The sequence below is a fragment of the Ornithinimicrobium panacihumi genome, assembly GCF_052073805.1.
GTDB lineage: Bacteria > Actinomycetota > Actinomycetes > Actinomycetales > Dermatophilaceae > Ornithinicoccus > Ornithinicoccus panacihumi.
Genome location: NZ_JBQGWG010000002.1, coordinates 217,629 through 243,809, shown reverse-complemented (window position 1 = coordinate 243,809; position 26,181 = coordinate 217,629). Strand labels below are relative to the sequence as shown.

The following is a 26,181-nucleotide window of genomic DNA, read 5'->3' as shown; positions in this document are numbered from 1 at the left end:
CCTGGGGGAAGCCTGCAGGGTGAGCAGGTCAGACCCGTGACGTAGCCTGCCGGGCATGAACCCCCTGCTCTCCCGACCTGGTGCCGTCGACGGACTCGGGCCCGACCAGGGCGTGGCCTGCCACTACGGGGACCCGCACCGCGAGCAGGTCCTGCTAGCCGAGGGCCTGGCCGTCGTCGACCTCTCTCACCGTGGCGTCGTCACCGTCACCGGCCCCGACCGGCTGACCTGGCTGCACTCCCTGACCAGCCAGCACCTGAGCGGCCTGGCGCCGCGCACCTCGACCGAGACGCTGATCCTCTCGCCCAAGGGCAAGGTCGAGCACGCCCTCCACGTCGTCGACGATGGCAGCACCACCTGGATCACCACCGAGCCCGGCGACGCGCCGGCCGTGGCGGGGTGGCTGGACTCGATGCGCTTCATGCTCCGGGTCGAGGTCGCCGACGTCTCCGAGGGGTATGGGGTGCTCGGCGAGCCGATCCGTGCCGAGTCAGGGCCTGACGAGCCGATCGCCTGGGTCGACCCGTGGCCGGGGCCGGTCGGCGACACCTTCGCCTACGGGCCGCCCTCCGAGGAGCACCCCGGCCGGGAGCGGCCCTGGCGCGAGCTGATCGTGCCCCGCGCAGAGCTGGAGGCCGCCGTGGGCGACCGGCCCCTGGCCGGGACGTGGGCCGCCGAGGCGCTCCGCGTGGCGGCGTGGCGGCCCCGGGCCGGCGTGGACACCGACGAGCGCGCGATCCCGCACGAGCTGGACTGGCTGCGCACCGCGGTGCACCTGCAGAAGGGCTGCTACCGCGGGCAGGAGACGGTCGCCCGGGTCAAGAACCTGGGTCGACCCCCTCGACGCCTCGTCTTCCTGCACCTGGACGGCTCCGGCCACGTCCTGCCCGAGCCGGGCGCCGAGCTGGTCCCGGTCGGGGGCGGGCGACCCGTGGGGCACCTCACCTCGGTCGCCCGTCACCACGAGGACGGCCCCATCGCGCTGGCCCTGGTCAAGCGCAACCTCGACCCGTCCCTGACGCTCCTGGCCGGCACCACCAGCGCGGCCCAGACCGTCATCGTGCCGGCCGACGCCGAGCGCGGCAGGGCGCGGGGTCCCCGGACCCCCTGAGCCGGCTGCACCGCATACCCCCGCGCCTGAGAAGATCGGCACCATGTCCGCATCGACGTTGATCACGGTGGCGCCCACGGGCGCCGAGACCACCAAGGCCGACTTCCCGCAGCTGCCGACCACCCTCGAGGAGATCGTCGAGAACGCCCGCCGGTGCGAGGAGGCCGGAGCCGGTCTCGTCCACGTGCACGTGCGCGACCCCGAGAACGACCACCGCCCCACGCTCGACCCGGTCCGGCTGCGCGACACCGTGCAGGCCCTGCGCGAGGCCACCGACCTGGTCGTCCAGCTCTCCACCGGCGGCTCGGTGCACGACCCGCTCGAGTCGCGCCTCACCGTCCTGGACGCCGAGCCCGACTCCTGCTCGCTGACCTGCGGCACCCTCAACTTCGGCGACGACGTCTTCATGAATCCCTACGGCTTCATGAGCCAGCTCTACGTCCAGGCGCAGGAGAAGGAGGTCGTGCCCGAGTTCGAGCTCTTCGACCTCGGCCACGTCGCCGCGCTGCGCCGGCTGATCGACCAGCACGGGCTGCCCTACGGCGGCAAGGTCCACGTCGACTTCGTCACCAACGTCCCCGGCGGCATGCCCGGCACCGTGGAGGCGCTCGTCGCCGGTGTCCAGATGCTGCCCGAGGAGGTCACCAGCTGGTCGGCCACCGGCATCGGGCGCTCGCACCTGCCGATCGCCGCCGCGGCGCTGGCGATGGGCGGGCACCTGCGGGTGGGCATGGAGGACAACCTCATGTACGCCCGCGGCCAGCAGGTCCAGCACAACGTCGAGCTCGTCGAGCGTGCCGCGCTGCTGGCCACCACGATGCAGCGCCCGCCGATGTCGGCCGAGGACGCCCGCACCCTCCTGGGCGTCAAGGACCGGAGGGGCCGGTGAGCGAGGCCGGGACCGACGCCGGGACCGGCGCCGTGACCCACGCCGGGGGCATGGCAGCCGACCGACGCACCCCGTTGTGGGACGCCCCCGTCGTGGCCGAGGTGGTCCGCAACGACGTCGTCGAGTCGGTGCACCACGGGGTGGTCTCGGCGATGGCCGCCGACGGCGCCACCCTGCTGGCGGTCGGCCCGGTCGACGCGCCCATCCTGCCCCGCTCCTCGCTCAAGCCCCTGCAGGCCGTGGCGATGCTGTTGGCCGGGGCCGCGCTGGAGGGCGAGCTGCTGGCGCTGGCCTGCGCGAGCCACTCCGGCGAGGACTTCCACCAGGAGGGTGCGCGCCGGATCCTGGCCGCGGCGGGCCTGGACGAGGACGCCCTGCAGAACACGCCCTCCCTGCCGCTGGACGAGCAGGAGCGCGACCGCGTGATCGCCGCCGGCACCGGGCCGACCCGCCTGGCCCAGAACTGCTCCGGCAAGCACGCCGGCATGCTGGCCGCCTGCGTGGCCTCCGGCTGGGAGCTGACGACCTACCGGCAGCCCGACCACCCGCTCCAGCGGCTGATCGTCGAGGTCGTCGAGGAGCTCTGCGGCGAGCCGGTCGCGGCGACCACGGTCGACGGCTGCGGCGCGCCCGCCCTGGGCGTCAGCGCCGCTGGCCTGGCCAGGGCCTTCGGCCGCATCGCCTCCGCCGATCCCGGCACCCCCGAGGGCACGGTCGCCGACGCGATCCGCCGCCATCCCGAGTGGCTCGGCGGCACCCGGCGCGATGTCACCCGGCTCATCCAAGGCGTGCCCGGGCTGATCGCCAAGGACGGCGCCGAGTCGGTCTACGCGGTGGGCCTCGCCGACGGGCGCGGCATCGTCGTGAAGATCGCCGACGGCAACGACCGGGCCAGGGGAGTGGTGACCACCGCGGCGCTGCGCCACCTCGGCGGCGCGGACCTCGGCCCCGATGTCGCCCAGGTCCTCGAGGACCTCGACGCCGAGGCCGTCGTCAAGGGCCACGGCGAGCCGGTCGGTGCGATCCGGGCGGTCCCCCTCTCGTGAGGGCGGTCCTGCAGCGGGTGACCCGCGCCAGCGTGACCGTCGACGGCGAGGTCGTCGGCTCCATCGACCGTCCCGGCCTGGTCGCCCTGGTCGCGGCCACGCACGACGACGGCCCCGCCGAGGTGGAGACCATGGCCCGCAAGATCGCCGAGCTGCGGATCCTGCGCGACGAGGAGTCGGTCGACACCACCGGGGCACCCGTCCTGGTGGTCAGCCAGTTCACCCTCTACGGCCACACCCGCAAGGGCCGGCGTCCCTCCTGGAGCGACGCCGCCCCCGGGCCCGTGGCCGAGCCGCTCGTCGACGCCGTCGTCGCGGCGCTGCGGGCGCGCGGCATCGAGGTCGCCACCGGCGTCTTCGGGGCGATGATGCAGGTCGAGCTGGTCAACGACGGGCCCTTCACGGTGCTCGTCGACACCGCTGCCGGCGCGGCGGCGACGTAGGCTGGACCCATGTCGCTCCTCGCCAGCACCCAGAATCTCGTGATGACCGTCATCGGCCTCGCGGCCTTCGCGGTCATGGTGTGGGCGCTCGTCGACTGCCTGCGCACGCGCGAGGACGCCTTCCCCGCGGCGGGCAAGAAGACCAAGACCTTCTGGCTCGTCCTCACCGGGGCCGCCACCCTCATCGGGTTCGTCTACCTGGGGCGTGCGCCCTTCGGGCTGCTCAACATCGCCGCCTTCGTGGCCGCAGCCGTCTATCTCACCGACGTCCGCCCGGCCGTGAGGTCGGCGATCGGGCGGGGTGGCCAGGGCACCCACATGGGTCCCTACGGTCCGTGGTGAGGCCGGCCTCCCTCGGCGCGCCCCGCACCACCCTCGTCGACGGGCCCGACGGACCCCTCGAGATCCTCACCGTCGGCCACGGCCGTCCGCACACGCTCTTCGTCCACGGTCTCGCCGGCTCGATCAGCACCACCCGCCCCTACGGGATGCGGGTGGCCGGCTCCCGCACCTTCATGCACCTGCGCGGCCACGGCCGCTCGCACGCTCCCACGGGGGAGTGGGGGTATGCGGAGCTCGCGGCCGAGGTCTGGTCCGTCGCCGACAGGGTGGGGGCCGACCGGGCATTGGGGATCAGCATGGGGGCGGGCGCGATCTGCCGGGGTCTGACGCGCGAGCCGCACCGCTTCGACCGCGTCGTCCTGGCCCTGCCCGCCGCGATCGACACCCCGCGCGACGACCGGGCCATGGCCGCGCTGGAGGCGCTGGCCGACCGGGTCCGCGCCGGTGACCAGGCGGCACTGGCCGCGCACCTCGTCGCCGACCAGCCCGCGGCCGTGCGTGACGACCCGGCGGTGCGGGCGTGGGCCGAGGGGCAGGCCGCGGAGCTGCTGCAACCGGGTCTGGCCGAGGCGCTGCACACCCTGCCCCACCTCGTGCCCGTGGCCGACCGCGAGCTCCTCCGCGAGGTGACCTGCCCGGTCCTCATCCTGGCCCAGGAGGGCGACGACACCCATCCGGTCGAGGTGGCCCGCGAGCTGGCGGACTGCTTCCCGCAGGCGATGCTGCACGTCCGCGGCGAGGGTGGCATCATGTGGGAGCACCGACAACAGACCCGTGACCTGGTCGGTGACTTCCTCACGACGGCGTAGGGCATGACCGTTCGGCGAGGAGGCAGGGGCCACGCACCGAACGACGGAGACCGCGACCGTGACCGACTCCCAGAACGACTCCCAGACCGACCTCACCCGCGACCGCCGCGGGGACTCCTTCGTCGTCGAGCGTCCCTGGGGGAGGTTCCAGCAGTTCGTCTCCGGCGAGCCGGTGACGGTCAAGACCATCACCGTCGAGCCCGGGCACCGGCTGTCGCTGCAGACCCACGGACACCGCGCCGAGATGTGGCACGTCCTGGACGGCGAGCTGCAGATCACCCTGGACGGTGAGACGTGGACCGCGGGCCAGGGCGAGATGATCTGGGTGCCCTGCGGCGCCGAGCACCGCATGGGCAATGCCTCCGAGGAGCCCGCCCGCATCCTGGAGGTCGCTTTCGGGCCCTTCGACGAGGCCGACATCGTCCGGCTGGAGGACGACTACGCCCGCTGAGTCCCGCTACGCCTGCGGAGCACCTCTCTCCGCCTCCTGCGGCGGGCCGCCAGGGGCCACGGCCTCCCAGGCGACGGTGAGCTCGCCCAGGCGCCAGCGGGTCGGGCCGTGCAGCACCGGCCACCCCGCGTCGCGCAGGTCGCTGGCCACCGCCACGAAGCGCTGTCGCGCGCCGTAGCCGGCCAGCGCCGAGTGCCGGGCCCAGGCGCGGTCCAGGGCCGTCATCAGCTCGTGGACGCCCTCCCCGGGGACGTTGCGGTGGATGAACACCTTGGGCAGCCGCTCGGCCACGACCGAGGGACGCTCCAGCCCGGCCAGCCGCCACGACAGGGTGAGCGATACCGGGTCGGGCGCCCCCTCGGCGCCCCGCCGGAGGTGGACCCAGGTCGCCAGCCGGCCGATCTCGTCGCAGGTCCCCTCCACGAGCGCGCCCCCGGGAGCCAGGCGGTCCAGCATCTGCGCCCAGGCCCCGGCGACCTCGGACTCGTCGTACTGCCGCAGCACGTTGAAGGCCCGCACCACCGACGGCCGGGCCCCGTCGGGCAGGGGCAGCTCGAAGCCGCCGAGCGCGAAGTCCACCCGGGGCGGGTCCGCGACCGCCAGCCCACGCGCCACCCGCTCGGGCTCGATCTCGATCCCCACCAGGCGCACGTCGGACCGCACCCGACCCAGCCGGTCGGCGAGCTCGAGCACCGTGACGGGAGCTGCCCCATACCCCAGATCGACCACGACCGGGGCCTCCCGCGGTGCGCGCAGCACGTCGCGCAGCGCCCAGGCCATCCACCGGTCCACGCGCCGCAGCCGGTTGGGATTGGTCGTGCCGCGCGTCACGGTGCCGACGGGGCGGCCGGGCGCGGATCGGGTCACCGGACCAGGGTAGGCCGACGTGCCAGACTGGGGCGATGACCGCTGCCGCGCCGCTCCCGTCCCGGGTGGCGATGGTCTCCCTCCACACCTCCCCGCTGGCGGTGCCGGGCACGGGGGACGCGGGGGGTCTCAACGTCTACGTCGCCGAGACGGCCGCGCGCCTGGCCGCCCGGGGCGTGCACGTCGACGTCTTCACCCGCGCCACCGAGGGGGAGGGTATGCAGCAGCTCGCCCCGGGCGCGCACGTGCACCACCTGCCGGCCGGGCCTGCCGGCCTGGACAAGGGGCAGCTGCCGGGGCACGTGGCGCAGTTCGCCGACGCGATGGTGGGGCACGCGCGGGCGGCGGGAGGCTATGACGTCGTGCACAGCCACTACTGGCTCTCGGGGGTGGCCGGGTTGGGGCTGGTCCGGGCGACCGGTGGGGCGCTCGTGCACACGATGCACACCATGGCGCGGGTCAAGAACGCCGCCCTCGCGCCGGGGGAGAGGCCCGAGCCGCCCGTGCGGGAGGCCGGCGAGGAGCAGATCGTGCGCGAGGCCGCCGCGCTCGTGGCCAACACCGCCGACGAGGCACGGTCGCTGGTCGACCTCTACGGGGCGGACCCCGGGCGCGTGCACGTCGTGCACCCCGGCGTGGCGCTGGAGATCTTCCACCCCGACGCAGCCGCGGGGACCCGGGACGAGGCGCAGGCCCGCGCGCGTGAGGCGGTCGGCCTGCCCCGGGACGCCGTCGTCCTGCTCTTCGTGGGACGCATCCAGCCGCTCAAGGCGCCCGACGTGCTGGTCCGGGCGGCCGGCGAGCTGGTCCGCCGCGAGCCCTCGTTGCGTCGGCGGCTCGTGGTGGCCGTCCTCGGGGGTCTGTCCGGGTCCGGGCTGGCCGCACCCGACGCGCTGCAGCGGGTCGTGGTCGAGGAGAGGCTGGAGGATGTCGTCCGTTACGACACCTCCATGCCGCGCGAGGAGCTGGCGCGGTGGTACCGCGCCGCCGACCTGCTCGCCGTGCCCTCCCACAACGAGAGCTTCGGCCTGGTCGCGGTCGAGGCGCTGGCGTGCGGGACGCCCGTGGTGGCGGCCCGCGTGGGGGGTCTGCCGACCGCGGTCGGGGAGGCCGGCGTGCTCGTCGACGGGCACGACCCGGCCGACTGGGCCGACGCGATCGCCGCGACCCTGGCACGGTTGGGGGAGCCGGGCGCTCGGCAGGACTGGTCGGCGCGGGCCGCGGCGCACGCCCGGGGCTTCTCCTGGGAGCGGACGGTGGACCGGTTGGTGGCCGTCTACGGTGGGGCCAGCGGGGCACCGGACGCGCACGGCGCCCGACCCGACCCGCGGGAGAGGTGAGGCGGATGGACCACGAGGAGCTGCTGCATACCCTGCTGGAGGGTCTGGAGCTGGAGCACGAGCCGGGGGCACGGGAGGGGGAGACCGTGGTCACCCTGCCCGGGGAGCGCAAGCTCAAGACGGTGGTGTCGCTGCTGGTGGGCGACCGGGCGCTGTCGCTGCGCGCGTTCGTGATCCGCAATCCCGACGAGAACCACGAGGCCTTCTACCGCTACCTGCTGCGGCGGACGCTGCGCCTGCCCGGCCTCGGGTATGCGGTGGACGGTTCCGGCGACGTCTACGTCACCGGGCGGCTGCCGCTGGCGGGGCTGGACGAGGAGGCGCTGGACGAGCTGATGGGGGCGGTGCTGACGGCCTGCGACGAGCCCTTCAACGACCTCCTGCGGCTGGGTTTCTGGACCTCGATCCAGCGCGAGTGGGAGTGGCGGATCTCGCGCGGGGAGTCCACCGCCAACCTCGAGGCCTTCCGGGCCGAGCTGGAGGCCGAGCCGGTGCAGGAGGCCGACGGGCAGGGCTCCTGAGCCCCCGATAGGGTTGGGTCATGAGCGACGCTGAGTGCACCCTGATCCTGCTCCGGCACGGCCAGAGCGACTGGAACGCCAAGAATCTGTTCACCGGGTGGGTCGACGTCCACCTGACCGAGCAGGGCCACGCCGAGGCGCGCCGCGCCGGTGAGCTCATGCTCGCCGAGGGGCTGCTGCCCGACGTCGTCCACACCTCTCTGCTGCGGCGCGCGATCACCACCGCCAACACCGCGCTGGACGTCGCCGACCGCCACTGGATCCCGGTCAAGCGCACCTGGCGCCTCAACGAGCGCCACTACGGCGCGCTGCAGGGCCTGGACAAGGCCGCGACCCGGGAGAAGTACGGCGAGGAGCAGTTCATGCTCTGGCGTCGCAGCTTCGACACCCCGCCGCCGCCGATCGAGCCGGACAACGAGTTCTCCCAGGCCGGCGACCCGCGCTATGCCGACGTCGACGGTGACATCCCCGCGACCGAGTGCCTCAAGGACGTCATCGCCCGGATGATCCCCTACTGGGAGTCCGACATCGTGCCCGACCTGCAGGACCGCAAGACCGTGCTGGTCGCCGCCCACGGCAACAGCCTGCGCGCGCTGGTCAAGCACCTCGACGGCATCAGCGACGAGGACATCGCCGGGCTCAACATCCCGACCGGCATCCCGCTGCTCTACGAGCTCGACGCCCACATGCAGCCGGTCAACCGGGGCGGCCGCTACCTGGACGCCGACGCCGCCGCGGCCGCGATCCAGCAGGTCGCCAACCAGGGCAAGTAGTCCGCGCCGGGCCTTCCGCCAGCAGACGACGAGGGGCTGCCGCGCTCCGGCGCGGCAGCCCCTCGTCGTGCGTGCGGGCGGTCCTCAGGCGGACTCGAACTTGTAGCCCAGGCCGCGCACGGTGGTGATGTGCACCGGGTGGGAGGGGTCGGGCTCGATCTTGGCGCGCAGCCGCTTGACGTGGACGTCGAGGGTCTTGGTGTCGCCGACGTAGTCGCTGCCCCAGACGCGGTCGATGAGCTGGCCGCGGGTCATGACGCGGCCGGCGTTGCGCAGGAGCATCTCCAGCAGCTCGAACTCCTTCAGCGGCATGGCGACCTCGCGGCCGTCGACCCGGACGCTGTGCCGCTCGACGTCCATCCGCACCGGGCCGGACTCGATGGTCGAGGGCATGAGGTCCTCGGGCTCGGCCAGCCGGCGCAGGACCGCCTTGATGCGGGCCAGCAGCTCACGCCCGGAGTAGGGCTTGGTGACGTAGTCGTCGGCGCCGATCTCCAGCCCGACCACCTTGTCCACCTCGGAGTCCTTGGCGGTGAGCATGATCACCGGGACCGAGGAGCGCTGCCGCAGCGCGCGGCACACGTCGACGCCGGACAGCCCGGGCAGCATGAGGTCCAGCAGGACCAGGTCGGCCCCGTTGCGGTCGAACTCGGTGAGGGCGTCGGGACCGGTCTCGGCCACGGCCACGTCGTAGCCCTCCTTGCGGAGGAGGTAGGACAGCGGGTCGGAGAACGACTCCTCGTCCTCCACGACGAGAATGCGCGTCATCGCAGAACCTTTCGTGTCTGGCTCGGGTCGGGGCGGGTCTCGCCCTGGGGCGGGGTGGTGTTGCCGTGCGCCGGGTCGGCCACGCGGCGCGGCTGCCCGGCGGTATGGGGCGCGGGGGACCCGGTCGCTCGGTCGTCGTCGTGGATGGCGGGCAGCTGGATGGTGAAGGTCGAGCCGTGCCCCTCCTGGCTCCAGACCGAGATGGTGCCGCCGTGGTTGGCGCAGATGTGCTTGACGATCGACAGGCCCAGGCCGGTACCCCCGGTCTGGCGGCTGCGGGCGCTGTCGAGGCGGTAGAAGCGCTCGAAGATGCGCTCCTGGTCCTCGGTCCTGATCCCGCTGCCCTGGTCGGTGACGGCCACCTCGACCAGGTCGCCCGCGCGGCGGGTCACGACGGTGACGCGGGTGCCGTCCTCGGAGTAGGCCACGGCGTTGGCCACCAGGTTGCGGATCGCGGTGACGATGAGGTCGCGGTCGCCGTAGACGCGCGTGCCGTCCGGCTCCGGCCAGGCGATGGCCATGACCTCGCGGCTGCCGGCGACCACCGAGATCTGGTCGACCGCCTCCGAGGCGCACTCGGCCACGTCGACGATGACCATGTCCGCGAGGATGTCGCTGGTCTGCAGCCGGGAGAGATCGACGATCTCGCTCACCAGCCGGCTGAGGCGGGCGGCCTCGGTCTTCATCCGGCCGGCGAAGCGCTGCACGGCCTCGGGGTCGTCGGAGGCGTCCTCGACGGCCTCGGCCAGCAGCGCCAGACCGCCGACCGGCGTCTTGAGCTCGTGGCTGACGTTGACCACGAAGTCGCGGCGGACCTCCTCGACCCGGTGCGCCTGGGTGCGGTCGTCGACCAGGATCAGCACGAAGCCGTCGCTGATCGGCGCGACGCGGGTGCCGATGAGGATGCGGCCCGAGCCCAGCGGGCCGCGGTTGATGACGAACTCGCCCTCCCGGATGACGCCGTCCCGCTGCACGTGAGCGACCTGCTCGCGCAGCTCGGTGTGCACGAGGTCCTTGCCCCGCACCAGCCCGAAGGCGACCGCCGAGGCGGTGGCCGAGCGGACCTTGTTGCTCTTGTCCAGCACGATGCCGCCCGACCGGAGGACCGCCAGGATCTCCTCGGCCCCCTCGGGCACGGGGTCGTCCTCACGCATCGCGCGGGCCTCGGCCACCAGGCGGCGATGGCGGGCGGGCGCCGTGGCCACCGCCCAGATCACCAGACCGGCCAGCAGCCCGACGACGATGCCGAGGCAGAAGGCGGTCAGGGCGTTCACGACCACAGCCTAAGCCGCCCTGGAAGGGGCTTTGCCCGGATGCACCCTGGTCGGCGATTGTTCACCTTCGGGACGGGTCGTGTTCACCCGACGGTGACAGCGTGCAGAGCGTCTGTGTGATCAGCTTCGACAGGCTATGGGTCTTCGACGCCTCTAGGCTCGAGATCTGACCAGCACTTCCGACCCTGAAAGGTGGCTGCATGCGCAGCGTCTTCCACGAGGAGCTCTCCCTGCTCTCCGACCAGCTCGTCGAGCTGAGCCGACTGTCGGCCGCCGCCCTGCGCCGCGCGACCCAGGCGCTGATGGAGGCCGACCTCAGCCTCGCCGAGCAGGTCATCAGCGAGGACGACGCGATTGACGCGATCCGTCGCGACCTCGACAACCGGGCCGTGGACGCGCTGGCCCGGCAGCAGCCCGTGGCCACCGACCTGCGGCAGCTGGTCACCACCCTGCGGATGAGCTCCGACCTGGAGCGCGCCGGCGACCTGGCCGCCCACGTGGCCAAGATGGCGCGGCTGCGCTATCCCGAGCAGGTGCTCCCCGAGGCGCTGCGCCCCACCTTCGCCGAGATGGCCGAGGTCGCCGAGGAGATGGTGCTGCGCGCGGGTGAGATCGTGCGCGACCTGGACGCCAACGGCGCCGTCGAGCTGCAGCGCCGCGACGACACCATGGACCGCCTCCACAAGGACGTCTTCCGGGTCCTGCTGGACGAGCAGTTCGCCGGCAACAACCAGCTCATCATCGACGCCACGCTGCTCTCGCGCTACTACGAGCGCTATGCCGACCACGCCGTCTCCGTGGCCATCCGCGTCGTCTTCCTCGTCACGGGCAACTGGCACGACGAGGAGGAGTGGGACCAGCACGAGCACCAGGTGGGCTACCCGCCCCGCGCCGAGGCCTGAACCTCACCGACACGACGAAGCGCCGCACCCAGCGGGAGGGGTGCGGCGCTTCGTCGTGCGATGTCGCGGGTGACCGTCAGTGGTCGGCGGCAGGCTCCTCGGTGCGGGGCTCGACCTCGCCGCCGGCGTCGTCGGCGAAGTCGGCGTAGGCGCCCTGCGGCAGGAGGACGGGGGCGCTGGCGCCCAGCGTCTCCGAGCCGGCCTGGAGGCGGACCTCGACGTGCTCCCCGGCAGCGGTCTCCAAGGCCTCCACGACGAGGCGCTCGCCCGGGGTGCCGTCGGCGGCCGTGCCGTCCAGGCGTGCGGTGGACCCGGCCTCGACGGTGACCTCGCCGACCGACTGACCTGCGACGTTGACCGTGACGGTCAGCGGCTCCTTGCCGGTGTTGACCAGGGTGCCGGAGACCACGGCCGGTGCACCCTTGCCGTGGCTGACGAGCAGGACGTCGCGGGCCATGAGGGCCTCCCCGTCCATCTCGACGCCGTCGGCGGGCGCGTAGCGCAGCTGGGTCGTCTGCGGCGAGGTGACCGAGCAGGCGGTCAGGCTCAGGCTGGCGGCGGCGAGGCCCAGGAGCAGGGCGGCGCCGCGACGGCGGGAGGTGGCGACAGTCTTCACGGGGCCTAGCCTAGCGGGGGCGGGGCACGGGTCCGGCCAGGACCTGCCGCAGGACCGTCGCCGGGGCGGCTCCGCGGGCCTCCGACCAGTGCAAATATCACTCATGGGATTTAGTGACCTGCGCCACGCGTGATATTCTGGAGGTCCGCGAAAGGGGCTTTGTGAAGATGACGTTCAAGGTCGGCGAGACGGTCGTGTACCCGCACCACGGTGCCGCTCTCATCGAAGAGATGAAGACGCGCACCATCAAGGGCGAGGAGAAGCTCTACCTGAAGCTCAAGGTGGCCCAGGGCGACCTGACCATCGAGGTCCCGGCCGAGAACTGCGATCTCGTCGGTGTCCGCGACGTCGTGGGCAAGGAAGGCCTGGACAAGGTCTTCGAGGTCCTGCGCGCCGAGCACACCGAGGAGCCGACCAACTGGTCGCGCCGCTACAAGGCCAACCTGGAGAAGCTCGCCTCCGGCGACGTCATCAAGGTCGCCGAGGTCGTCCGCGACCTGTGGCGCCGCGACAAGGACCGCGGCCTGTCCACCGGTGAGAAGCGCCTCCTGTCCAAGGCCCGCCAGATCCTGGTCTCCGAGCTGGCCCTCGCGGAGAAGACCAACGAGGAGACGGCCGAGTCCACCCTCGACGAGGTTCTCGCCTCCTGAACGAGCAGCAGTCACGACCCGGTCATGCCGAGCATGGCCGGGTCGGTCTCATTCTGGTCGCGGCCGGTCAGGGCACCCGCCTCGGCGCCGGGATGCCCAAGGCACTGGTGCCGCTGGCCGGGGAGCCGATCGTCCTGCACGCCCTGATGTCCGCCCTGGGCTGCGCGGACATCACCGACGTGGTCGTCGTGGCCCCTGCCGACCGCGAGGGCCTGCAGCAGCTCAGCGCCGCCCTCTCCCCACCGGACGGGTCCCCGCGTACCGACCGGACGGGTCCCGGCGTGCAGACCGGACGGGTGCCCGTGCCCACGATCGTGCCGGGAGGCGCTGAACGGTCCGACTCGGTGGCGCTCGGCCTGGCCGCGCTCCCTCCCGAGGTCGGCATCGTCCTGGTCCACGACGCCGCCCGGGCGCTGATCCCGCCCGAGGTCTTCGCTCGCGTCGTGCACGCCGTGCGCGCCGGCCACGCGGCGGTCGCGCCCGCACTTGCGGTCGTCGACACCATCAAGCAGGTCGAGGTCGACCCCGACGGCGGCGAGCACGTCGTCGCCACGGTCGACCGCTCCACGCTGCGGGCCGTGCAGACCCCGCAGGGCTTCCTGCGCGAGACCCTCGAGCGGGCCCACGCCGAGACCGATCCCGCGATGGCGGTCACCGACGACGCCGGCATGGTCGAGGCCCTCGGCGGCCGGGTCCACGTCGTGCCCGGCCACGCCCGGGGGATGAAGATCACCACCCCGCACGACCTGCAGGTCGCCGCCGGGTGGCTGGCGCAGGACGAGCGCCCCGCCGAGAGCCCGGCCAGGCCCGTGCTCGTCGTCCTCAGCGGGCTGCCGGGCGTGGGCAAGACCGAGCTCGCCCGCGAGCTCTGCCGGCTTCTGCCCGCCGCCCACCTGCGGGTCGACACGATCGAGCAGGGTCTGGTGCGCGGCGGGATCCCCGAGGAGGAGCTGGGGCCCAAGGGGTATGCGGCCGCGTACGCCGTCGCTGCCGACCAGCTCGCCGCGGGGCTGGGGGTCGTCGCCGACATGGTCAACGGGATCCCGCTCGTGCGGGAGGCCTGGGACGAGGTCGGGCTGCGCGCCGGGGCCCGGGTGCTGCGGGTGCTGGTCGAGTGCTCGGACGAGGACACCCACCGGCGCCGCGTCGAGGACCGGACGGCGGACATCGAGGGCCATGCCCTCCCGACTTGGGTCCAGGTCACCGGCCGTGAGCTCCACCCCTGGCCCGAGGCCGACCTGCGCCTCGACACGGCCGCCGCCGCACCGCATACCCTGGCAGTCCGCATCGCCGACCACCTCCGGGAAGTGACCTCGTGACCGCCCTGCCGCGCACCGGCATCGGCGTCGATGTGCACGCCTACGCCGCCGAGAGCTCCGACCGGGTGCTGATGCTCGGCTGCCTCGAGTGGCCGGGGGAGCGGGGGATCGAGGGGCACAGCGACGGTGACGTCGCCGCTCACGCCGCCTGCAACGCGCTGCTGTCGGCCGCAGGTATGGGGGACCTCGGCTCGGTCTTCGGCACCGACCGCCCGGAGATGGCAGGGGCCTCGGGAGCGCAGATGCTCGCCCACGTGCTCGGGATGCTGGAGGAGGGCGGCTTCGTCATCGGGAACGTGGCCGTGCAGCTCGTGGGGAAGCGTCCCCGCGTCGGCCCCCGCCGGGAGGAGATGGAGGCCGCCATGTCCGCGGCGCTGGGTGGGGCACCGGTCTCGGTGAGCGCGGCGACCACCGACGGGCTGGGCTTCACCGGTCGCGGCGAGGGCCTGGCCGGCATCGCCACGGCGCTGGTGGCGCCGCGCACGCCGACCAGCTGACCCGCCGCGCCCCCGCCCCCGGCCATGTGCCGCAACCTCTCACCCACCCCAGCCACTTCATGAGGGAAACCGTTCTTCGTCCGGGTTATAACCCTCATCAGGCGAGGTTTCCCTCATGAGGTTGCGGAGGCGCGGAGGGCTCAAATGCAGAGTTCGCGCATCCGGGCGGTGAGCAGGTCGAGGCGGTCCTCCTCGTGATCGGCCGCTGCCCGTCGCCCTGCTCGTCGGACCGCTGCATGAGCTGCTCGGCCCGCGCGCGCCGTGACGCCGAGGTCCCGACCCGGTCCAGGGAGGCGGTCAGGACGATGTTGTCCAGCAGGCTCAGGTCCCCGGGTGGTCGAACCGTTCGTCTTCGGCGCTGCGCACGCGGGGCGGTCCTGCCCACGGTGCTATCCCCCAGCGCCCCGGGGGCACCGACCCCTAGGGTGGGAGAGAGGTCGCGGACGAGTGCTCGCGACCCCCACCGCCGACAAGCAGGAGGTCGCCATGCCCCAGACCGTCAAGGGCGTCATCGCCCGCAGCAAGGGAGCCGAGGTCGAGGTCGTCGACATCGTCGTGCCCGACCCGGGACCGGGGGAGGCGGTGGTCCGGGTCGAGGCCTGCGGCGTCTGCCACACCGACCTGCACTACCGCGAGGGCGGGATCAACGACGAGTTCCCCTTCCTTCTCGGCCACGAGGCTGCCGGGACCGTGGAGGCGGTCGGGGAGGGCGTGACCGATGTCGCCCCCGGGGACTTCGTCATCCTCAACTGGCGGGCCGTCTGCGGGCAGTGCCGGGCCTGCGCCAAGGGCAAGCCGTGGTACTGCTTCGCCACCCACAACGCCACCCAGAAGATGACCCTGGCCGAGGGCGACCCGATGGCAGGGAGAGAGCTGTCCGCCGCCCTGGGGATCGGCGCCTTCATCGAGAAGACCCTCGTCCACGCCGGCCAGTGCACCAAGGTCGACCGGGAGGCCTCGGCCGTCGCGGCCGGCCTGCTCGGCTGCGGCGTGATGGCCGGCTTCGGCGCGGCGGTCAACACCGGCGGCGTGACCCGGGGCGACAGCGTGGCCGTGATCGGCTGCGGCGGCGTGGGCAGCGCGGCCATCGCGGGGGCCTCGATCGCCGGGGCGACGAAGGTCATCGCCGTCGACATCGACGACCGCAAGCTCGAGGGAGCCAAGCGGTTCGGCGCGACCCACACCGTCAACAGCAAGGAGCAGGACACGGTCGAGGCGATCCAGGAGCTGACCGGCGGCAACGGCGCCGACGTCGTGGTCGAGGCGGTGGGCCGGCCGGAGACCTACCGCCAGGCCTTCTACGCCCGCGACCTCGCCGGAACCGTCGTGCTGGTCGGCGTCCCGACCCCCGACATGGAGATCACGCTGCCGCTGCTGGACGTCTTCGGGCGAGGCGGCGCGCTGAAGTCCAGCTGGTACGGCGACTGCCTGCCCTCCCGCGACTTCCCGATGCTCATCGACCTCTACCGCCAGGGCCGCTTCGACCTCGACGCCTTCGTCACCGAGACGATCGTGCTGGACCAGGTGGAGGCGGCCTTCGACAAGATGCACGGCGGCGAGGTCCTTCGCTCGGTCGTCGTGCTGGACAAGGAGCAGGCATGACCAACGACGGCCAGGTCCGGATCGACCACGGCGTGACCACCGGCACCTTCGAGCTGGACGGCGGCACGTGGGAGGTGGACAACAACGTCTGGGTCGTGGGCGACGACCAGGAGTGCGTCGTGCTCGACGCCCCGCACGACGCGGAGAAGATCATGGAGGTCGTGGGGGACCGGAAGGTCACCGCGATCCTGCTCACCCACGCCCACTCCGACCACGTCGACGTCGTCTTCGACCTCAAGGAGCGCACCGGCGCCCCGATCTACCTGCACCCCGGCGAGCAGGTCCTGTGGGACCAGCGGCACGAGGGCCGGAGATGGGACGAGGACCTGACGGACGGCCAGCTCGTGCCCGTGGGCGACCTGATGCTGCGCGTGCTCCATACCCCCGGCCACGCGCCGGGCGCGTGCTGCTTCTACTCCCCGGACCTGGGCGTGCTCTTCAGCGGCGACACCCTCTTCGAGGGTGGCCCGGGTGCGACGGGGCGGTCGCACAGCGACTTCGGCACGATCATCGACTCGATCAGCACCAAGCTGCTGACACTGCCCGAAGAGACGGTGGTGCACACGGGCCACGGCGGCAGCACCTCGATCGGAGCCGAGAAGCCGCACCTGCAGGAGTGGATCGACCGGGGCAGCTGAGCGAGGCCCGGCGTGGCGGTCGTGAGGTGAGCGGCCGGCTCAGCTGTAGACGGCGACGAAGAGCGCGGCGTTGGCGGCCTCGACCGCCTTGCGCACGGCCTCGCTGCCCCAGCGGCCCTTGGCGATCTCCTTGGCGCTGCGCTTGATGTCGCCGCCCTTGAGACCGCCCCGCGCGTCCTTGGGCAGCGCCGTGGACCAGGCGGAGTTGGCCTGCAGCAGCGAGATCAACGTCCCGGTGCGCAGGTCCGGCTCGGCCTGGGCGGAGAGCACCCGCAGCAGGTCCTGACGGAGGGCGTCCCGGTGGGCCGTGTCCACGAACGGCCAGGTGGTGAAGAGCGAGACCCCCAGCGCCTCGTTGCGGTCGGCCTCCACGATCTCGGCGACCGCGAGCCGCTCGAGCAGGACCTTGTTCATCCCCTTGCCGAGGGGGCCCAGCACCGACTGGGGCTTCTTGCCCTGCCTGTCGCCGATCCGGACCAGGGCCTCGTCGAGGATCGCGTCCCCGGTGGAGGAGGCGTCGACGACCTGGAGCCGGCCCCTCTCGTCGACCATCACCCGCTCCTGGCCCGCGAGCTCGGACAACAGGGCACCCGCCGTGCCGGTCTCACGGTTGGTGACGGACGAGATGCCCTTGTCGTTCATGGTCAGCAGCAGGAACTCCTCGGCGATGAGCATGGAGCCACGCTAACCGGGTCCATCGTCACAACCGGCCGGCGTGGCGCCGGGCCCCCTGCCAGGCGTGGCGAGTCACCCGCGCCCCCTCCAGCACGAGGGCAGCCTCGTCGCCCGGCTCCCAGCCACCGGTGGCCACCGCACGGGCCCGCTCCCTGAGCTCTTTGTCGCTGGTGGCCGGACGCATCTCCGACGGGAAGACACGGGTGATGACGTTGGCGGCCTGCAGGAGGGCGATCGTCGCCCCCGTCGAGGTGGTGGGCTGCTCCATGCCCAGGAGCACGGCGGCGAGCTGGCGCTGGCGCTGCTGCCGGACCGCCGGCATGACCAGCTCCCAGCTGGTGCCGACCGGGATGCCCAGCAGGCGCATCCGCTCGGGCTGCAGGATCTCCTCCCGGGACAGGCCGGCCAGGGCGGTGTCCAGCAGGCCGGTGCCCAGCTGGGGGATGACGAACCTGGCCCGACGGCCATCGCGCCTGGCCAGCTCCTGCAGGCCCTGGGCCAGCAACGGCTCGGTCGGGGCAGGAGCCTCGCGGACCTGGATCTTCCCCTTCCCGTCCAGGCCCAGGTTGCCGCGCAGCATCAGCTCGGTCAGCACGGCCCCACCCACGACGATCTGGCGGTACTGCTGGAAGAGGTCCCGGCCCCGCTCGTCGGTCCCCAGGAGCAGGATGTCCTCGGCGATCAGCATGGGCACACCCTACGGGCGGCACCGTGCGGCAGAGGCTCGGGGACGGCGACGGGCCCGCCCACCACCGGGTGGACGGGCCCGCGGGCCGAGCGGCCGACGTGGGTGCGTCAGCCGAGCTTGACGTTGATCTGCTTGGTCTGGGTGAAGCCGGCGATCGCGCCCTCGAGGGAGAACTCACGGCCGATGCCGGAGTCCTTGTAGCCGCCGTAGGACTGGCCGACCACCTGACCGCCGCCCTGGTTGACCTGCACCCAGCCGGACTCGATCCGGTGGGCGGTGCCGATCGCCTCGTCCAGGTCCGCGGACCAGACGAAGGCCGCCAGGCCGTAGTGGGAGTCGTTGGCCATGGCCACGACCTCGTCGACCTCGCGCCAGGGGATGACGACGAGCACCGGGCCGAAGACCTCCTCGCGGGAGATGCGCCACTCGTTGCTGGCGCCGGCCAGGATGGTCGGGCCTTGGTAGTAGCCCTCCAGGCCCTCGACGTCGGGGTTGCTGCCGTCCAGGATGACCCGCACGCCCTCCTGCTGCTTGCCCTCCTCGACGTACTCGCACACCTGGGCGTGCTGCTTGGCGCTGATGATCGTGCCCATGTCGGTGTCCTCATCCAGAGGGTCACCGACCTTCAACGCGCCGACGTGACGGGCGAGGACCTCCAGGAATTCCTCATACACGTCCTCGTGGACGAAGAGACGCGAGCCGGCGGTGCAGGACTGACCCTGCCGCGTGAACCTCATCGCCAGCAGGCAGCCGGCGGCCGTCTCCTCGATCCGCTCCGGGGAGGCGGCGGAGGGGAAGACGATGTTGGGGCTCTTGCCGCCCAGCTCCAGGGAGGTGGCCACGATGCGGCCGCCGGCCACGCCGCCCACGAGGCGACCGACCTCGGAGGAGCCGGTGAAGGAGACCTTGTTGATCCCCTCGTGGCGCACGATCGCATCACCGACGGTCTCGCCGAAGCCGGTGACGATGTTGAGCACGCCGGCGGGCAGGTGCTCGGCGGCGATCTCGGCCATCCGCAGGATCGTCAGCGGGGCGTCCTCGGCCGGCTTGACCACGAGGGTGTTGCCGGCGGCGAGGGCCGCGGGGATCTTCATCGCGGCGATCATCAGGGGGGAGTTCCACGGCAGGATCGCGCCGACGACGCCCAGGGGCTCGATGCGGGTGTACTGCAGCTGGTTGTCCCCGGCCGGCAGCACGGTGCCCTTGAACTCACCGGCCACGCCGGCGAAGTAGCGGAACAGCGCTACCAGGGTCGCGCTCTCCGGGCGGGCCTGGGTGCGCAGCGCGTTGCCGGTGTCCTGCGCGGTGAGGACCGAGAGCTCCTCGGCGTGCTCCTCGAGGGAGTCGGCGATGGCGTTGAGGACCTTCTGGCGGGCGGTGAAGTGCTGCGCGGCCCATGCCGGCTGGGCCTTGCGGGCTGCGGCGACGGCGCGGTCGACGTCGGCGGCGGTGCCCTCCGGCACCCGGGCCAGGACGGTGTCGGTCCGCGAGGGGCAGACGGCGTCGGTCCAGCCGCCGCCCTCGGAGGTCACCCACTCGCCGTCGATGTACATCGGCCAGTCGGGGACCTCGTCGGTCTTCAGCTCGAGGGTGGTCTGGTGCTTCATGCTCCGCATGCTCCGATCTGTGGGTGCTCAGGTGTCGTGGGGGTCAGGCGTGCCGGAAGTTGGCCGGACGCTTCTCGGTGAAGGCGGCCATGCCCTCGGCCCGGTCGGCCAGGGCGAAGGTCGCGTGGAAGGTGCGGCGCTCGAACTTCACGCCGGCGGTCAGGCTCGTCTCGAAGGCCTGGGCCACGGCTTCCTTGGCCGCGTAGACGGCGGGCAGGGACATCGAGGCGATCTTGGCCGCGGTCTCCAGGGCCTCGTCGCGGAGCCGGTCGACGGGCACGACCCGGGCGACCAGGCCGCAGCGCTCGGCCTCCTCGACGTCCATCATCCGGCCGGTCAGGACCAGGTCCATGGCCTTGGCCTTGCCGACGGCGCGGGTCAGCCGCTGGGTGCCGCCGATCGCCGGGATGGTGCCCAGGGTGATCTCCGGCTGGCCGAAGCGGGCGTTCTCCGCGGCGATGATGAAGTCGCACATCATCGCCAGCTCGCAGCCGCCGCCGAGGGCGTAGCCGTTGACGGCGGCGATGGTGGGCGTGCGGATCCCGGCGAAGCGGTCCCACGGGGAGAAGTAGTCCTGCTCGATGACCTCGGCGTAGCCCAGGGCCGCCATCTCCTTGATGTCGGCGCCGGCGGCGAAGGCCTTCTCGCCCGCGCCGGTCAGCACGATGCAGCCGATGCCCGGGTCGGCGTCCAGGGCGATGGCGGCCTCGACGACCTCCTCGTTGAGCTTGGCGTTGAGGGCGTTGAGCGCCTTGGGCCGGTTGAGGGTGATGACCGCGACGCGGTCGATCCGCTCGACGGTGATGGTCTCGTAGTCGCCCTCGGAGGCCTTGTCGGGGGTCTGCTCGCTCACTTGCTCTCCTCCGTCTCGCCGCCGGTGGCGCGGATCTCCTCGATGATCGCCGAGAAGTCGCGGCCCACGCCGCCCTCGGTGGCGAACTGCTGATAGATGTCGGTGGCCAGCTGGCCCAGGCGGGTGTCGGTGCCGGTGCTGTCGGCAGCGTGCATGGCCAGGCCGAGGTCCTTGGCCATCAGCGGGGTGCCGAAGCCGCCGGTGAAGCCGCGGTTGGCGGGGCTGGTCGGGACCGGCCCGGGGACGGGGCAGTTGGTCGTCAGCGCCCAGCACTGGCCGGATGCGGTCGAGGCCACGTCGAAGAGCGCCTGGTGGGTCAGGCCCAGACGCTCACCGAGCACGAAGGCCTCCGAGACGGCGATCATCGAGATGCCCAGGATCATGTTGTTGCAGATCTTGGCGGCCTGGCCCGCGCCGACGTCGCCGCAGTGGACGACGCGCCCGGCCATCGGCTCCAGCACCGTGCGCAGCTGCTCGATGTCGCCCTCGGCGGCGCCGACCATGAAGGTCAGGGTGCCGGCCTCGGCGCCGACGGTGCCACCGGAGACGGGGGCGTCGGCGGCGCGGTAGCCCGCGTCGAGGGCGGCCTGGGCCGCGTCCCGGGCGTCCTGGACCGCGATCGTGGAGCAGTCGACGAAGAGCGCACCCTGCGGGGCGGCGCCCACGAGCGGCTCCTGGCCGTCACGGCCGGTGTAGACGTCGAGGACGAGCTTGCCGTTGGGCAGCATCGTGATGACGACCTCGGCCTCCTTGGCCGCCTCGGCGGGGGAGCCCGCCACCGTGACCCCGGCCTCGCGCGCCTTGTCCTGCGCCTCCGGCATCGGGTCGAAGCCGGTCACCTCGTAGCCGGCCTTGACGAGGTTGGCAGCCATCGGGCCGCCCATGTTGCCCAGGCCGATGAAGGCCACCTTCGCGCTCATGCTCATGCTCCTGCTCTCGTGGGGGATGGCTGTCGTAGTTCAGATGGGGGGTATGGGGTTCGGCCGGGTCCGGGGTCGGACCCGGCCTGGTGCCGGTGGGCCTCAGCCGTCGCCGAGGGCGGCCCGGCTGACGATGACGCGCATGATCTCGTTGGTGCCCTCGAGGATCTGGTGGACCCGCAGGTCGCGCAGCACCCGCTCGATGCCGTACTCCGCCAGGTAGCCGTAGCCACCGTGCAGCTGGAGGGCGGTGTTGGCCACGTCGAAGCACTGGTCGGTGACGAACTGCTTGGCCATCGCGCAGAGCTTGACGGCGTCGGGGGACTTGGCGTCCAGGGCTGAGGCGGCCCGGTCGAGCAGGCAGCGGGAGGCCTCCAGCGCCGTCTCCATGTCGGCGACCTTGAACTGCAGCGCCTGCTGGGCGGCCAGCGGCTTGCCGAAGGCGGACCGCTCCTGCAGGTAGGCCTTGGCCCGGTCGGCGGCCCAGGAGGCGCCGCCGAGGGAGCAGGCGGCGATGTTGATGCGGCCGCCGTTGAGCCCGCGCATGGCGATGGTGAAGCCGTCGCCCTCGTTGCCGAGCAGGTTGCCGGCAGGGACGCGGACGTTGTCCATCATCACCTGGCGTGTGGGCTGGGTGTTCCAGCCCATCTTGTGCTCGTTGGGACCGAAGGACAGGCCCTCGGTGCCGTCGGGGACGATGAAGGCCGAGATGCCCTTGGGGCCGGCGTCACCGGTGCGGGCCATCACGACGTAGACCGCCGAGCTGCCGGCGCCGGAGATGAACTGCTTGACGCCGTTGAGGACGTAGTCGTCGCCGTCCTTGCGGGCGGTGGTGCGCAGGGCTGCCGCGTCCGAGCCGGCGTCCGGCTCGGTGAGGCAGTAGCTGCCCAGCTGCTCCATCGAGGTCAGGCCGGGCAGCCAGTGGGCCCGCATCTCGTCGGTGGCGAAGGTGTCGATCATCCAGGCCACCATGTTGTGGATGCTCACGTAGGCGGCCAGCGCCACGTCACCACGGGCCAGCTCGGACAGGATCCGGGCGGAGACCTGCCGGGTCAGCCCGGTGCCGCCGTGCTCCTCCTGCACGTAGAGCCCGCCCAGGCCCATCTCGCCGGCCTCGACCAGCACCTCGACGGGGAAGATCTTCTGCTCGTCGCGCTCCTGCGCGTGGGGTGCGAGCTCGCTCTCCGCGAACTGGCGGACCGCGGACAGCATCGCGGCAAGGTCCTCGTCGTCGAGGGTCATGGCTCCTCCGTCAAAGATGGCGACCAGCACATCGGGGCACCGGACCGCGTCGTCGTGCTCGCCCGGGCGGGCCGGGATCTACGTCTTCACCCTACTCGTGCCCCGGACGGTCCTGGGGCCGCCCCCGGACCGGTGACGGGCAGCGCATACCCCCGTCTCCTGCACCTTTCGACGGCCTGCTGCGACATACCTGGTGAAGGACCCCGCCGGGGTCCCCACCGGAAGGACGCATCATGAAGACCACGCGCACCCTCACCAGCGCCGCCCTCGCGGCCGTGCTGCTCGTGCCCACCTCGGTGGCCGCGCTCGCACCGGCCACGGCGGCCACCGGCTGCCAGGTCACCTGGGGCTCGCTCGCCAGGAGCGACCCCGACTCCCGGGTGGGTGACGGCACGGTCACCGACCTGAGGGCGGGGCGGCACGAGTGCTTCGACCGGATCGTCGTCGACGTCGCCGGTGTGCCGGCCAGCAAGATCGGGTATGCGGTCCGCTACGTCGACGCGGTCCGTGCCCCCGGCTCGGGTCAGGTGGTGCCGCTCAGCGGTGGCGCCAGGCTCCAGGTGGAGGTCACGGTGCCCGCCTACGACGAGCAGGGGCGGGCGACCTACTCCCCGCGCGACCGGTCACGGGTCGTGAACGTCACCGGCTGGGACACCTTGCGGCAGGTCGCGCTGGCCGGGTCGTTCGAGGGCGGGACGGCCTTCGGCGTCGGCGTCCGGGCCCGCCTGCCCTACCGCGTGATGCTGCTGGACGGCCCGGGCACCGGCTCCCGCGTCGTGATCGACGTCGCCCACCGCTGGTGACCGGGCCAGGCCCGCCCCTGACCCGAGGGTGCGGTACGTCGAGCCCAGGAAGGTGGGGGGAGCCGCATACCGCCGGTAACCTTGTCGGGTGAGCCTCCACCTCTATGACACCGCCTCCCGCGAGCTGCGGCCCTTCGAACCGCTCGAGCCCGGACGGGTCGGCATCTACATCTGCGGGCTCACCACCCAGGGCAGCCCGCACATCGGGCACGTGCGTTTCGCCGTCGCGTTCGACATCCTGCGGCGCTGGCTAGAGCGGGGCCACGGCTACGACGTGACCCTGGTGCGCAACGTCACGGACATCGACGACAAGATCCTGGCCAAGTCCGCCGAGCACGACGAGCCGTGGTGGGCCTGGAGCTATGCCCACGAGCGGGCGACCAGCCACGCACTCGACCTGCTCGGGGTGCTGCCGCCGACCTACGAGCCCCGCGCGACCGGCCACATCACCGAGCAGGTCGAGATGATCGACACCCTCGTCGAGAAGGGGCACGCCTACGCCGCCGAGGACGGCAGCGGCGACGTCTACTTCGACGTGCGCTCCTGGCCGGCCTACGGCGAGCTCACGCGCCAGAAGATCGACGACATGGAGGCCGCGGCCGACGCCGACCCGCGGGGCAAGCGCGACCCCCGCGACTTCGCGCTGTGGAAGGGCTTCAAGGCCGGTGAGCCGGAGACCGCCTCCTGGCCGACCCCCTACGGCCGCGGCCGGCCGGGCTGGCACCTGGAGTGCTCGGCGATGGCGCGCAAGTATCTCGGCGACGCCTTCGACATCCACGGCGGCGGCGTCGACCTGCGCTTCCCGCACCACGAGAACGAGCAGGCCCAGTCGCGCGCCGCGGGCCTCGACTTCGCCAACTTCTGGCTGCACAACGCCTGGGTCACGGTCAAGGGCGCCAAGATGGGCAAGTCCCTCGGCAACGCGCTCGCGGTCACCGAGCTGACCAAGACCGTGCGGCCCATCGTGCTGCGCTACTACCTCGGCGCGGCCCACTACCGCTCGACGATCGAGTATGGGGAAGGGTCCCTCGAGGAGGCTGCCGCCGCCTTCGGACGGATCGAGAAGACGCTCGAGCGCGCCATCGAGGAGTGGTCGGACCGTGCCTCGGTGCGTGAGGCCGCCCGCGGGTGGCGGGTGACAGCTCCCTTCGCGCAGGCCCTCGACGACGATGTCAACGTGCCCGAGGCGCTCGCCGAGGTCTTCACCGTCGTGCGGGACATCAACCGGGCGCTGGACGAGGGCCGACCGGGCGAGAACATGGAGACACGGCTCGACGTGCTCCACTCCCTGGTCGCCATGCTCGACGTGCTCGGCATCAACCCGCTGGACCCCTCGTGGGGCGCGACGTCCGGCGGCGGGGACGACAAGGCCGCGGCGGTGCTGGGCGCCCTGGTCGAGGAGCGGCTCGCGGCCCGGGCGCAGGCGCGCAAGGACAAGGACTTCGCGGCGGCCGACGCCATCCGCGACCAGCTGACGGCCCTCGGCGTCGTCATCGAGGACACCCCCACCGGCGCGCGCTGGACGCTGCGCTGACGGCGACGAGAGCAGACGGAGAGAGACGATGGCTGGAAACCAGCAGCGCCGCAACGCGCGCACGAGCAACAAGAAGGGCGCGGTCGTCGGCTCCGGCGGGCAGCGGCGCAAGCAGCTCAAGGGCCGCGGGCCGACCCCGAAGGCCGAGGACCGCACGGGCCACCCGGCCGCGCGCCGCGCCGCCCGCGACGCCAAGGCCTCGGCCACCCGGCGCTCCTCGCAGCCGCGCCGCGGCAGCACCAAGGGCTCCTCGGAGGTCGTGGTGGGCCGCAACGCGGTCGTGGAGGCGCTGCGCACGCACATCCCGGCCTCGACGCTCTACGTCGCCTCGCGCCTGGAGTCCGACGACCGGGTCAAGGAGTCGATCACCCTGGCGACCGAGGCCGGCATCGCCGTGCTCGAGGCGCCCCGCGCCGAGCTGGACCGCATCGCCGACGGTGCCGTCCACCAGGGCCTGGCGCTGCAGGTGCCGGCCTACGACTACGTCCACCCCGAGGACCTGCTGCACGTCGAGCTGCCGGGGACGCCGCTGATCGTGGCCCTCGACGGCATCACCGATCCCCGCAACCTGGGCGCGATCATCCGCTCCGTGGGTGCCTTCGGCGGCCACGGCGTCGTGCTGCCGGCCCGACGCTCGGCCGGGATGACCGCCTCCGCGTGGAAGACCTCGGCCGGCGCCGCCGCCCGCATCCCGGTCGCGCAGGCGACCAACCTGACGCGCGCGCTGCAGGACTACCGCAAGGCGGGCTTCTTCGTGGTCGGGCTGGACGCCGAGGGCGATGTCGACCTGCCGGGTCTGGAGCTGGCCGACCAGCCGCTCGTCGTGGTCGTCGGCTCGGAGGGCAAGGGCCTCTCGCGCCTGGTCCGCGAGAACTGCGACCAGATCGTCTCCATCCCGATGGCGGGTGTCACCGAGTCGCTCAACGCCGGCATCGCCACGGCGGTCACGCTCTACGAGATCGCCCGCTCCCGCCGCCGCTGACCCCCTTGTCATAGTGGGG

General features: G+C 72.7%; 29 protein-coding genes. 19 read left to right on the top strand and 10 right to left on the bottom strand.

Annotation, left to right across the window (positions count from 1 at the left end; translation table 11 throughout):
* Positions 1-55 precede the first annotated feature (55 nt).
* From ygfZ to ACTMMA_RS03255, 7 genes are read left to right on the top strand one after another with little or no spacing between them, the layout of a single operon-like run.
* Complete coding sequence (gene ygfZ, locus ACTMMA_RS03285; protein ID WP_441188666.1) at positions 56-1,111, top strand: CAF17-like 4Fe-4S cluster assembly/insertion protein YgfZ; 1,056 nt, start codon at positions 56-58, stop codon at positions 1,109-1,111.
* A gap of 43 nt (positions 1,112-1,154) precedes the next feature.
* The gene (locus ACTMMA_RS03280) at positions 1,155-2,000 is read left to right on the top strand and encodes a beta-keto acid cleavage family enzyme (RefSeq protein ID WP_441188665.1); all 846 of its coding nucleotides are present in this window, start codon (positions 1,155-1,157) and stop codon (positions 1,998-2,000) included.
* A 50-nt stretch (positions 2,001-2,050) separates the two neighbouring features.
* A complete protein-coding gene (locus ACTMMA_RS03275; RefSeq protein ID WP_441188775.1) occupies positions 2,051-3,046 on the top strand; it encodes an asparaginase in 996 nt (331 codons plus the stop codon).
* A complete protein-coding gene (gene dtd / locus ACTMMA_RS03270) occupies positions 3,043-3,489 on the top strand; it encodes a D-aminoacyl-tRNA deacylase (protein ID WP_441188664.1) in 447 nt (148 codons plus the stop codon). Before ACTMMA_RS03275 ends, dtd begins: the two co-directional genes overlap by 4 nt.
* 9 nt (positions 3,490-3,498) lie before the next feature.
* Complete coding sequence (locus ACTMMA_RS03265; protein ID WP_441188663.1) at positions 3,499-3,831, top strand: DUF2516 family protein; 333 nt, start codon at positions 3,499-3,501, stop codon at positions 3,829-3,831.
* Positions 3,828-4,640 carry an alpha/beta fold hydrolase gene (locus tag ACTMMA_RS03260; protein ID WP_441188662.1) on the top strand — a complete coding sequence of 271 codons (813 nt, stop codon included), beginning with the start codon at positions 3,828-3,830 and terminating at the stop codon, positions 4,638-4,640. Before ACTMMA_RS03265 ends, ACTMMA_RS03260 begins: the two co-directional genes overlap by 4 nt.
* A gap of 58 nt (positions 4,641-4,698) precedes the next feature.
* A complete protein-coding gene (locus tag ACTMMA_RS03255; protein WP_441188661.1) occupies positions 4,699-5,091 on the top strand; it encodes a phosphomannose isomerase type II C-terminal cupin domain in 393 nt (130 codons plus the stop codon).
* 6 nt (positions 5,092-5,097) lie between these two features.
* Here the strand turns inward: ACTMMA_RS03255 and ACTMMA_RS03250 are convergent, their stop codons facing one another.
* Positions 5,098-5,871, bottom strand: coding sequence for a class I SAM-dependent methyltransferase (locus ACTMMA_RS03250; RefSeq protein WP_441188774.1), 774 nt, complete (start codon positions 5,869-5,871; stop codon positions 5,098-5,100).
* A gap of 122 nt (positions 5,872-5,993) precedes the next feature.
* On the opposite strand from ACTMMA_RS03250, the gene mshA reads away from it, so the two are divergent.
* From mshA to ACTMMA_RS03235, 3 genes are read left to right on the top strand one after another with little or no spacing between them, the layout of a single operon-like run.
* Complete coding sequence (gene mshA / locus ACTMMA_RS03245; protein WP_441188660.1) at positions 5,994-7,298, top strand: D-inositol-3-phosphate glycosyltransferase; 1,305 nt, start codon at positions 5,994-5,996, stop codon at positions 7,296-7,298.
* 5 nt (positions 7,299-7,303) lie between these two features.
* Positions 7,304-7,819, top strand: a complete 516-nt coding sequence (locus tag ACTMMA_RS03240) for a YbjN domain-containing protein (protein WP_441188659.1) — start codon at positions 7,304-7,306, stop codon at positions 7,817-7,819.
* A 20-nt stretch (positions 7,820-7,839) separates the two neighbouring features.
* Positions 7,840-8,592 carry a phosphoglyceromutase gene (locus ACTMMA_RS03235; RefSeq protein ID WP_441188658.1) on the top strand — a complete coding sequence of 251 codons (753 nt, stop codon included), beginning with the start codon at positions 7,840-7,842 and terminating at the stop codon, positions 8,590-8,592.
* Between the two features lie 84 nt (positions 8,593-8,676).
* Here the strand turns inward: ACTMMA_RS03235 and ACTMMA_RS03230 are convergent, their stop codons facing one another.
* Both ACTMMA_RS03230 and ACTMMA_RS03225 read right to left on the bottom strand, forming a co-directional pair.
* Positions 8,677-9,360 (bottom strand): response regulator, encoded by a 684-nt coding sequence (locus ACTMMA_RS03230; protein WP_441188657.1) that lies wholly within the window; start codon positions 9,358-9,360, stop codon positions 8,677-8,679.
* Positions 9,357-10,634: a sensor histidine kinase gene (locus ACTMMA_RS03225; RefSeq protein WP_441188656.1), complete on the bottom strand. Its 1,278-nt coding sequence runs from the start codon at positions 10,632-10,634 to the stop codon at positions 9,357-9,359. The genes ACTMMA_RS03230 and ACTMMA_RS03225 overlap by 4 nt, the downstream gene beginning before the upstream one ends.
* 200 nt (positions 10,635-10,834) lie before the next feature.
* Between ACTMMA_RS03225 and phoU the strand changes: the two genes are divergently transcribed.
* A complete protein-coding gene (gene phoU, locus ACTMMA_RS03220; protein ID WP_441188655.1) occupies positions 10,835-11,536 on the top strand; it encodes a phosphate signaling complex protein PhoU in 702 nt (233 codons plus the stop codon).
* Between the two features lie 76 nt (positions 11,537-11,612).
* On the opposite strand, the gene ACTMMA_RS03215 is transcribed toward phoU, so the two are convergent.
* Complete coding sequence (locus ACTMMA_RS03215; RefSeq protein ID WP_441188654.1) at positions 11,613-12,152, bottom strand: hypothetical protein; 540 nt, start codon at positions 12,150-12,152, stop codon at positions 11,613-11,615.
* Positions 12,153-12,319: 167 nt separating this feature from the next.
* Between ACTMMA_RS03215 and ACTMMA_RS03210 the strand changes: the two genes are divergently transcribed.
* From ACTMMA_RS03210 to ACTMMA_RS03190, 5 genes are all read left to right on the top strand, one after another.
* Entirely contained in the window at positions 12,320-12,802 is a 483-nt protein-coding gene (locus tag ACTMMA_RS03210) for a CarD family transcriptional regulator (RefSeq protein WP_441188773.1), read from the top strand.
* On the top strand, positions 12,799-14,121 hold the full coding sequence (ispD, locus tag ACTMMA_RS03205; protein ID WP_441188772.1) for a 2-C-methyl-D-erythritol 4-phosphate cytidylyltransferase: 1,323 nt from the start codon (positions 12,799-12,801) through the stop codon (positions 14,119-14,121). The genes ACTMMA_RS03210 and ispD overlap by 4 nt, the downstream gene beginning before the upstream one ends.
* Positions 14,118-14,618, top strand: coding sequence for a 2-C-methyl-D-erythritol 2,4-cyclodiphosphate synthase (ispF, locus tag ACTMMA_RS03200; protein WP_441188653.1), 501 nt, complete (start codon positions 14,118-14,120; stop codon positions 14,616-14,618). Before ispD ends, ispF begins: the two co-directional genes overlap by 4 nt.
* A gap of 486 nt (positions 14,619-15,104) precedes the next feature.
* Complete coding sequence (locus ACTMMA_RS03195; RefSeq protein WP_441188771.1) at positions 15,105-16,220, top strand: S-(hydroxymethyl)mycothiol dehydrogenase; 1,116 nt, start codon at positions 15,105-15,107, stop codon at positions 16,218-16,220.
* Positions 16,217-16,858 carry an MBL fold metallo-hydrolase gene (locus ACTMMA_RS03190; RefSeq protein ID WP_441188652.1) on the top strand — a complete coding sequence of 214 codons (642 nt, stop codon included), beginning with the start codon at positions 16,217-16,219 and terminating at the stop codon, positions 16,856-16,858. The genes ACTMMA_RS03195 and ACTMMA_RS03190 overlap by 4 nt, the downstream gene beginning before the upstream one ends.
* A 39-nt stretch (positions 16,859-16,897) precedes the next feature.
* On the opposite strand, the gene ACTMMA_RS03185 is transcribed toward ACTMMA_RS03190, so the two are convergent.
* The 6 genes from ACTMMA_RS03185 to ACTMMA_RS03160 all read right to left on the bottom strand — a co-directional run bounded on the left by ACTMMA_RS03185 (position 16,898) and on the right by ACTMMA_RS03160 (position 22,843).
* The gene (locus tag ACTMMA_RS03185) at positions 16,898-17,533 is read right to left on the bottom strand and encodes a GOLPH3/VPS74 family protein (RefSeq protein ID WP_441188651.1); all 636 of its coding nucleotides are present in this window, start codon (positions 17,531-17,533) and stop codon (positions 16,898-16,900) included.
* Positions 17,534-17,558: 25 nt separating this feature from the next.
* Positions 17,559-18,221: a GOLPH3/VPS74 family protein gene (locus tag ACTMMA_RS03180; protein ID WP_441188650.1), complete on the bottom strand. Its 663-nt coding sequence runs from the start codon at positions 18,219-18,221 to the stop codon at positions 17,559-17,561.
* Between the two features lie 107 nt (positions 18,222-18,328).
* The gene (locus ACTMMA_RS03175; protein WP_441188649.1) at positions 18,329-19,828 is read right to left on the bottom strand and encodes an aldehyde dehydrogenase family protein; all 1,500 of its coding nucleotides are present in this window, start codon (positions 19,826-19,828) and stop codon (positions 18,329-18,331) included.
* A gap of 43 nt (positions 19,829-19,871) precedes the next feature.
* On the bottom strand, positions 19,872-20,681 hold the full coding sequence (locus tag ACTMMA_RS03170) for an enoyl-CoA hydratase (protein WP_441188648.1): 810 nt from the start codon (positions 20,679-20,681) through the stop codon (positions 19,872-19,874).
* Positions 20,678-21,607: a 3-hydroxyisobutyrate dehydrogenase gene (gene mmsB, locus ACTMMA_RS03165; RefSeq protein WP_441188647.1), complete on the bottom strand. Its 930-nt coding sequence runs from the start codon at positions 21,605-21,607 to the stop codon at positions 20,678-20,680. The genes ACTMMA_RS03170 and mmsB overlap by 4 nt, the downstream gene beginning before the upstream one ends.
* A 96-nt stretch (positions 21,608-21,703) precedes the next feature.
* Positions 21,704-22,843, bottom strand: coding sequence for an acyl-CoA dehydrogenase family protein (locus ACTMMA_RS03160; protein ID WP_441188646.1), 1,140 nt, complete (start codon positions 22,841-22,843; stop codon positions 21,704-21,706).
* Positions 22,844-23,076: 233 nt separating this feature from the next.
* Here ACTMMA_RS03160 and ACTMMA_RS03155 point away from each other — a divergent pair, with 233 nt between their 5' ends.
* From ACTMMA_RS03155 to rlmB, 3 genes are all read left to right on the top strand, one after another.
* Positions 23,077-23,646, top strand: a complete 570-nt coding sequence (locus ACTMMA_RS03155) for an AMIN-like domain-containing (lipo)protein (RefSeq protein ID WP_441188645.1) — start codon at positions 23,077-23,079, stop codon at positions 23,644-23,646.
* A gap of 88 nt (positions 23,647-23,734) precedes the next feature.
* A complete protein-coding gene (gene cysS, locus ACTMMA_RS03150) occupies positions 23,735-25,180 on the top strand; it encodes a cysteine--tRNA ligase (protein WP_441188644.1) in 1,446 nt (481 codons plus the stop codon).
* Between the two features lie 28 nt (positions 25,181-25,208).
* On the top strand, positions 25,209-26,162 hold the full coding sequence (gene rlmB, locus ACTMMA_RS03145; protein WP_441188643.1) for a 23S rRNA (guanosine(2251)-2'-O)-methyltransferase RlmB: 954 nt from the start codon (positions 25,209-25,211) through the stop codon (positions 26,160-26,162).
* Positions 26,163-26,181 lie beyond the last annotated feature (19 nt).